Consider the following 1,530-nt stretch of genomic DNA (forward strand, 5'->3'; position numbering starts at 1 on the left):
TCCGCGCCGTCCTCAATGCGGATTCCCGCCACTGCCCCATGCACCTGGCAGTCGGCGTATTCGGGAAAGAACTCGCGAAAACGCCGCAGATCCTCGAGAAAGGTCCGCACGTCCTCCGCGCTCAGACTTGCCTTGACCTCGACCGCGACCAGATGGCCGCAATTGACGACCATGACATCGACCTCTAGCACTTCCCCGCCCAGACGCTTCTTCACCCGTTGGCTGACCATCTGCACCGGAATCCCGCGCTCGGTGAAGAGGCGTTCGCACGCCGGCGCCACCTGATTTTCGACGAATAAGCCCCACTGCCCGCCCAGATCGCCGACCAGGCGGCTGGTCTCCTGGAACTTGCGGTCGGTTTCCTGGAATTTGCGGTCGGTCTCCTGGAATTTACGGTCGGTTTCCTGGAATTTGCGGTCGGTTTCCTGGAATTTGCGGTCGGTTTCCTGAGACTGCTCACGGAGCAGGCGACCGGTCTCTTGGAACTTGCGATCGGTCTCCTGAAAGCGACGGTCGGTCTCCTTCTGCGAGGCAATCAATTCACCGAGCAGATCAAGAATCTCGGCATAGGTCGTGGCCATGCGCACTGTCCTTATTCGGGGCGTTGGCCGGAGTATAGCAGGGCCAGTTGAGGAGCCCGCGCGGGTGTTCCGCCTGTTGGCTGGCAATAGGCGCGGACCGGGGCGAGGATGACGCAGCAACTGGGGTGTCGGAAAATGTTACACCTTCGCTGGGAACGCGATCGGCGATGGGAGACGCCGTTGAACGGCGGGGCGGTGCCAGCGTGTGAAGCGGCATCGGTCTATCAAGGGTCTATCAAGAACAATGCGTTAGCCTTTGATTCGGGCCGTCATGCTGAGTTGGCCAATGCTGAAAGGGGCCGGGTTGCAACCTGGACCATGGCCGAGATCATGTGGCACCGCCGGGAACCCAGGCGGCAGACAGGGAGCACAAACTTCGCTCTACCCTCCGGGGAGTGTCCGGCCCACTCGAACCCCCCGGTCTTTGTGGGAGTCTGCAAAGCGGCGTCAGGATTTTTTACGCTTCGGTATGGCGTTGAATTCAAAGCGGAAGTCGCGTACGGCCTACTCGGCTTGCGTCACTCAAGGCGGTTTGGCACGGATTGCCTCGCAACGATCCCCGCGTGAGGTGACGTGGGACTGCCCGCCAGCGAGTTCGATGCGCAGTGGTCTAGACATGCATCAGATCGATGGATTATGAGTGCTGGATTTCAAGACCTCGTCGTCCAGACCCCGTGATCCCGTCTCGTGCAAGAGCGTGCAACGGGAGACCTGCCCCAATGACTTTGACCCGGCTTCGTGTGGCTTGTGACCCCCACGACTTGCGACCCATCCTCGAAAAATAAATCCGTCCCCTTTTCCGTCCCGTCCCCTTTTCCGTCCCAGCGTCGCCTTGATCACCGCCAAGGCGTTGTAGGCGACGATGGCCATGGCCAATCCGAACAGGGCGGCGGGCGGATAGGCCAGGGTCTTAATCTCGCAGCGCAACTCGGTGGTCACATGCAAGAAG

The 1,530-nt window shown here is 60.5% G+C and carries 1 protein-coding gene and 1 pseudogene; both read right to left on the bottom strand.

The features are described from left to right. The coding region (locus tag CKO23_RS24625; RefSeq protein ID WP_200336142.1) for a hypothetical protein at window positions 1–581 on the bottom strand (581 nt) is incomplete at its 3' end. Between the two features lie 621 nt (window positions 582–1,202). Then, window positions 1,203–1,530: pseudogene (locus CKO23_RS26235) on the bottom strand (hypothetical protein); the annotation flags it as partial.

This window comes from Thiocystis violacea (assembly GCF_016583565.1).
GTDB classification, from domain to species: Bacteria; Pseudomonadota; Gammaproteobacteria; order Chromatiales; family Chromatiaceae; genus Thiorhodococcus; species Thiorhodococcus violaceus_A.